The organism is Carboxylicivirga caseinilyticus, assembly GCF_050589785.1.
Classification (GTDB): Bacteria; Bacteroidota; Bacteroidia; order Bacteroidales; family Marinilabiliaceae; genus Carboxylicivirga; species Carboxylicivirga caseinilyticus.
Genome location: NZ_JBNGOX010000020.1, coordinates 84,099 through 90,524, shown reverse-complemented (window position 1 = coordinate 90,524; position 6,426 = coordinate 84,099). Strand labels below are relative to the sequence as shown.

6 protein-coding genes are annotated in these 6,426 nt (G+C 31.9%); 4 read left to right on the top strand and 2 right to left on the bottom strand.

The features are described from left to right. Positions 1-93: 93 nt before the first annotated feature. Both ACRD62_RS11900 and ACRD62_RS11895 read right to left on the bottom strand, forming a co-directional pair. Positions 94-570 (bottom strand): GNAT family N-acetyltransferase, encoded by a 477-nt coding sequence (locus ACRD62_RS11900; RefSeq protein WP_430820335.1) that lies wholly within the window; start codon positions 568-570, stop codon positions 94-96. A 9-nt stretch (positions 571-579) separates the two neighbouring features. Further along, entirely contained in the window at positions 580-2,136 is a 1,557-nt protein-coding gene (locus ACRD62_RS11895) for a sigma-54 interaction domain-containing protein (protein WP_430820334.1), read from the bottom strand. A gap of 385 nt (positions 2,137-2,521) precedes the next feature. On the opposite strand from ACRD62_RS11895, the gene hemH reads away from it, so the two are divergent. The 4 genes from hemH (at position 2,522) to nifH (ending at position 6,366) form a co-directional block, all read left to right on the top strand. Beyond that, the gene (gene hemH / locus ACRD62_RS11890; protein ID WP_430820333.1) at positions 2,522-3,556 is read left to right on the top strand and encodes a ferrochelatase; all 1,035 of its coding nucleotides are present in this window, start codon (positions 2,522-2,524) and stop codon (positions 3,554-3,556) included. A 444-nt stretch (positions 3,557-4,000) separates the two neighbouring features. Further along, a complete protein-coding gene (locus ACRD62_RS11885) occupies positions 4,001-4,372 on the top strand; it encodes a hypothetical protein (RefSeq protein WP_430820332.1) in 372 nt (123 codons plus the stop codon). Positions 4,373-4,454: 82 nt separating this feature from the next. Further along, entirely contained in the window at positions 4,455-4,850 is a 396-nt protein-coding gene (locus ACRD62_RS11880; RefSeq protein ID WP_430820331.1) for a GNAT family N-acetyltransferase, read from the top strand. A 691-nt stretch (positions 4,851-5,541) separates the two neighbouring features. Further along, positions 5,542-6,366 (top strand): nitrogenase iron protein, encoded by an 825-nt coding sequence (gene nifH / locus ACRD62_RS11875; RefSeq protein ID WP_430820330.1) that lies wholly within the window; start codon positions 5,542-5,544, stop codon positions 6,364-6,366. Positions 6,367-6,426: the final 60 nt, after the last annotated feature.

The following is a 6,426-nucleotide window of genomic DNA, read 5'->3' as shown; positions in this document are numbered from 1 at the left end:
TACTAAATATCAAGCATATAAACAAATAATTAAGAAGATAAAATACTGATTATGAACAAAAAAAGAGGGCATCCGTTTTTGGACACCCTCTTTTTATAGTATATATTGCCAAAATAAATATTCGGGATCCGTTTTGTCAAATCCTTCACTTAAATATAAATTCTGAGCTACAGGGTTGTCTGTTCTGACTTCAAGGGTGATTTTACAACATTCATTTTTTAGTGCAACATCTTTAACTGCACTCATCAATTTTCTTCCAAAACCTTTACCTCTTTCTTTTTTAAGAACAATAAAATCATGAATATTCAAAAGAGGGGCAGCTCTAAATGTAGAGAAAGCATAAAAGCAATTGGCTAAACCAACATAGTTATTACCTTCTTTAAGTAAGACCCCGCAATAATTGCTTTGCTTTTTTAGACCTTCTTTCATCAATTCAAAAAGATCTTCACTTAAAACGGTTTCTGAACCCATCGGGTCTTGCATGTAGGCATTCATAAGCAAGAAAAGAGCATTCTGATGCTCTTTCTTAGTTAAATCTACAATTTCGTAAGTTGATAAATTGGTATTCATTTTTACAAATTAAACTTTAAATCTCCAGGCATCAATTTCGTATTTTTTTATTCGAGTACCTAACATTCTTTCAGTAATTTGTAATACTTCTGCTGCCTTGGTAATATTTCCTTTTGTAGTGGTAAGTGCATCGCGTATTAATTGCTTTTCAACTTGCTCTATTATAGGAACCATACCGCCTTCAATCTGTGTATTGGTTGAGTCGGCTGTTTGAAGAGTAGGAGGTAGGTCGTAACTATGAATTACATCATCCTTACACATAATACAGGCTCTTTCGATTACATTTTCCAATTCACGGATATTGCCCGGCCAGCGATGTACCATAAGCATATTGATGGCAGAAGTTGTTATTCGTTTGATGCTTCTTCCATTCTTTTTGTTAAACTTATCTATAAAGTGGTCAACCAAAATTGGAATATCATCACGTCTTTCTCTTAATGGGGGTATGAATATTGGGAATACATTGATACGATAGTATAAATCCTCACGATATTCTCCTTTTTCAATTTGTTCTTCCAGGTTTCTATTTGTAGCTGCTACTATGCGAACATCTGTTTTTATTGTTTCAGTTCCACCTATTCGCTCAAATTCTCTTTCCTGAATTACACGAAGTAACTTTACCTGTGTTGGAAGTGGTAAATCACCAATTTCATCCAGGAATATTGTTCCTCCATGAGCCAGTTCAAACCTTCCTTTTCGCTGCTGGTCAGCACCTGTAAAAGCACCTTTCTCGTGACCAAATAATTCACTTTCGATTAACGACTCAGGTAATGCTGAACAGTTAACCTTAATCAGGTTTTTATTTTTTCTGTTACTATTATTGTGAATGGCCTCGGCAAATAACTCCTTTCCAATACCACTCTCGCCACGTAGCAATACGGTACTGTTAGTTTGAGCAACACGGTTAACTAAGGCAAACAGGTCCTTCATTTTACCAGAATTGCCGATGATATTATGCCGATTGGTTTCTTTAATCTGATCCTGCAGATTTCTATTTTCTTCACGTAAACGCTCAAGCTCCTCCATCTTAGCTTGTTTGTAACGAGCTGTTTTTGCAATCATGGAGCCTATGATGCTTAGTAATTGGATGTCTTCAGACCCTTCTATTTTTGGGTTAAAAACTTTAATAACACTTAAAGCTCCCGATACAATATTGTCAAGCAATAATGGAACACATATATATGTAAGTTCTTGTCCGTTTTTGGTAAGTTCAGCTTTTGTTTTATTGATAAATAATTTAGATTTAGATATCTCAGGTATAACAACGGGTTTTGCTAATTCAACAACTTTACCAATAATACCTTCACCTAAATTGTATTTTCCTCTTGCTTTTTGAGATTCGCTTAATCCATAAGAGGCTTTAATTAATATTTGTTGATTTTCGCGGTTAAAAATTGTTACAAAGCTTCTTTCTGCATTAAGGTGTTTTACTAAAGAAGCCATAATGGGGGTTAGGTCATTATTTAATTCTTTACTTTCAAGCAATCGCTGGCTGATATCAAAAAGTAATGTTAACTCTTTGAATCCATAACATTCATCACCAACTTTTCTACATCTGAATTCCATAGGCTTTGTTGTCGTGGTTGTATTAGATATGTCAAAAATACAAATTATTCGATACAACCCCTTTGAATTGTAGCTTAAAACAGTTAATTTATAATAAATATAAATTTAAACCCCTTAAAAAGTTCTCAAATGTAAGGAGTGTTTTTGATTTTCTCGAATAAGGATTGATTGCCGGTTTTTACTTTTATCACAATTTATGTCAAAATAACGTTTGAGAGTTTATTTTGAATTAATGATTAAAAGGATTATTCTACTCTAATTTTGCTAGAGTATTTATTGTTTTATATTATCGTATTTGCTTGTATTTTTTGTTTATTTTATCAAATAAATATTTGAACAAAATACTCGGGTAGTCGTTTGAATGATATTGTTTAAAGATTATTTAATGAAAAAAACAGGTGTATTATTAGTTAATTTAGGAACTCCTGATAGTTTTTCCAGAAAAGACGTAAAGAAGTATCTGGCCGAATTTCTAATGGATGGTCGTGTTATTGATATTCCATATTGGAAACGTTTTTTATTAGTTAGGGGAATAATAGCCCCATTTAGGTCAAAAAAAGTATCAATAGAATATGAAAAGTTGTGGTTGGATAATGGATCACCCCTTTTAGTTTATGGAAAAGAATTAAAAGAGAAAGTACAGAATTTATTTATACGGAATGCAGCTAATGTTGAAGTTGAGCTTGCAATGAGATATCAAAGTCCTTCGATTGAATCTGCTTTAAACAAACTTAAACATAAATCCGTTGACCGAATTATTGTTTTTCCATTGTTTCCTCAATATGCATCGGCTACTATTGGTTCTGTTGCTCAAAAAGTAATGGAAATTATCTCTAAATGGGAAGTAATACCATCTATTGATTTTATAAATGATTACCATGAGGATTCTGAATATATTAATGCATTTGCAAAAAAGGTGAGTGACGATGTAATTAAATATAAACCTGACCATATTTTATTTAGTTACCATGGTATACCAGAAAGACACTTGGAAAATATACAAAAACAAAATTCTAATCTTTGTAGTTGGCCTGAATGTAGTTGTAGTCGTAAAAATGAAGTTAAAAGATATTGTTATAGGTCTGCTTGTTTCAATACAACCAGGTTAATTGCTGAAAGAGCTACCTTGGATATGAATACCTTTACTACTTCCTTTCAAAGCAGATTAGGTAAATCGCCATGGATTAAACCTTACACTGATGTCACGGTTGAGCAATTGGCGAGTAAAGGAATTAAAAACTTATTGGTTGTGTCGCCTTCTTTTGTGGCGGATTGTTTGGAAACAACACTGGAGATTGGTGAGCAGTATAAAGAATTATTTTTGGAAAAAGGAGGTGAGAAGTTTGCATTTACAGAAAGTTTAAACGCCGATAATAGTTGGGCTGAAGCAATTTATAATATTCTAAATCAAAGAATATAATTTTATGAATTTAGAAATTTTAAAAGCGTTATTAAAGTATAAAAAAGATGGTAGCCGTTGCTGCCATCTTTTTTATATAACTCAAATTTATAAAAAAAATCTACTGAAGTTAACTCAAATCCTATGCCAAATTAATTGACAAAAATAAATTAAAGTTGATTGGTGAAAATATAGCACTAGAAATATTATTAAATTAAATAAATGCGTGTTTGACAAGATGAATAATTCAAGGATTGAGAATATTAATATTCCTCTAACTATTTGTATTTCTTTAATGATAAAAAATAATGTTTTCTTAGGTTGGATTAGTTGACTTCTTTATTCAATTTAAATAAGAATAGTTGTATTGAATATTATTTTTACAGATAGATTGTTGACGTATTGATCAATAAATGTTATATTAAGTTTATGAATTGCTTTTAAACCCTTCCTAAACTTAATAAAATGAGTATTTTATATCAGAAACATTCCCGGTTTTCTAAATCAATACTTATACGTAATTTTAAAGGTGAGGTAGATGTTAATGAGATTATACGATCCTGGGAATATTTGCGAAATGAAAGTCTTTTAACGCACCAGCTAAAAGGCGTCATCAATAATCTTACAGAGTGTGATTTGGTAATGGATTTAAATTCCTTTAAACTGTTAATGTCATATTTAAATCAGCATGAATGCTTTTACTCTATAAAATTAGCTGTTGTTTGTGATAAACCTAAGTCAACTGTTTACCCAACATTAGGAGCAGAGAAAGAAAGTAAACTAAAGATTAAACCGTTTTCAACTGTAGATGCTGCCGTTCAGTGGATTATAGTTTGATTGGTTGAGATAGGATTTTGATATAGCTTGCAATGTAATTTTAAAAAACTACCATAGGGTTGAATACTTATGGTAGCTAAACATGTATACAATTTCAACCGAGAAAAGTGAATTAGATATAGATATGATTGTTCAATATCTTTCTGAAGACTCATACTGGGCTCAGGATAGAACAAAAGATATGATACAGGAATCTATTAATAATTCGTTATGTTATGGTATTTATAAAGACTGTAAGCAAATTGGTTTCGCACGGGTTATTACCGATTTTGTTGTTTTTGGTTGGCTGTTAGACGTTTTCATATTGCCCGGATATCAAGGTTGTGGAGTTGGTAAGTACTTATTGAAAGCAATAATGGAAGATGAAAAATTAATTAATGTTAAGCGTTGGCGCCTTGCTACTGCTGATGCTCATGGGTTTTATGAACAATTTGGATTTAAGTCACCGGCTAATCCTGAATATATTATGGAAAAATAACGTTATAGAGTTAGCTATACTTTTTTATTAACTCATTGCATAAATCTTTAGGTTTCTTTTTGAAAAAGGAGATTACTAAAGATATATTACTTAATGCCTCCATATTTTTATATAGTAAATACAATTTACACCTTATATTATTAAGCAAGTAATACATTACTTGCTTATTGCAAAATTGCGTTTTATCCAACTAATTATCTAATCTGCTTTTTTATTTGCGTAATGTATAATATTCAAATATTGATATTCTTTATATTAAATCCCGATCTATTCAGTGAAATTATTTTTTAGTCTCTTTTCGTTTATTGATTTTGCCTGCCACTTTAAGTTTATCTTGTATAAGGTTAAACTCAATCTATCTTCCTTTGATATATCCTGAATAATATATGTGTTTTTTACACTAAATGTAACATTAATGTGTTTTTTGAAGGATTGAATATATATTTAAGGGGGTTGTAATCAAATAATTGCATATTTTTTACTTCAAATGTTGCTTTAGAATAGGGTTTCTACATAAATGTAGGAAAATAGGTGCGTGCCAAAAAAGCAAAAAAATATTTTCAAAATTTTATAGTGCAGAATATCAATAAGATAGGATCTTTTTAAGATGGTTCTTTATATCATGATTTTTGTCATTGGCACATTGTGTGCTTTGACTCTTGCAAATAATAACCATTAAATATTAAGAGTCATGAGAAAAGTTGCAATTTACGGAAAAGGAGGAATTGGTAAATCTACCACTACTCAAAACACAGTAGCCGGTCTTGTTGAAATGGGTAAAAACGTAATGGTAGTTGGATGTGACCCTAAAGCAGATTCAACACGTTTATTACTTGGTGGCTTGGCACAAAAAACTGTATTGGATACTCTTCGTGAAGAAGGTGAAGATGTTGAATTGGATGATGTAGTAAAAAGAGGATACGGACAAGTTCGTTGTGTTGAATCAGGAGGTCCGGAACCAGGAGTAGGATGTGCTGGTCGTGGTATCATTACTTCAATTAACCTATTGGAACAATTAGGTGCATGGGATGAGAAATTCGAAACTGAGTACACTTTCTATGATGTATTAGGTGATGTTGTATGTGGAGGTTTTGCGATGCCTATTCGTGATGGTAAAGCTGAAGAAATTTACATTGTAGTATCAGGTGAGATGATGGCAATGTATGCAGCAAACAACATTTGTAAAGGTATTAAAAAGTATGCTCAAGCTGGTACAGTGCGTTTAGGTGGTTTGATCTGTAACTCACGTAAAGTTGAAAACGAAAGAGAAATGATCGAGCAGTTGGCTAAGCAAATCGGTACTCAAATGATTCACTTCGTACCTCGTGATAACATGGTTCAACAAGCTGAGATTAACAGAAAGACTGTTATTGAATTTGCTCCTGAGCATACACAAGCTAACGAATACCGTGCACTAGCAAAAGCAATCGATTCAAACGAAATGTTTGTTATTCCTGAGCCTCTTGAAATTGAAGAGCTTGAGAAATTATTGATCGATTACGGTATCGCTAACTAATAAAAACCTTTTACAGGTTGTGCTAAATTAAACTCAGACAAAATAACTACTAAAGAGAAT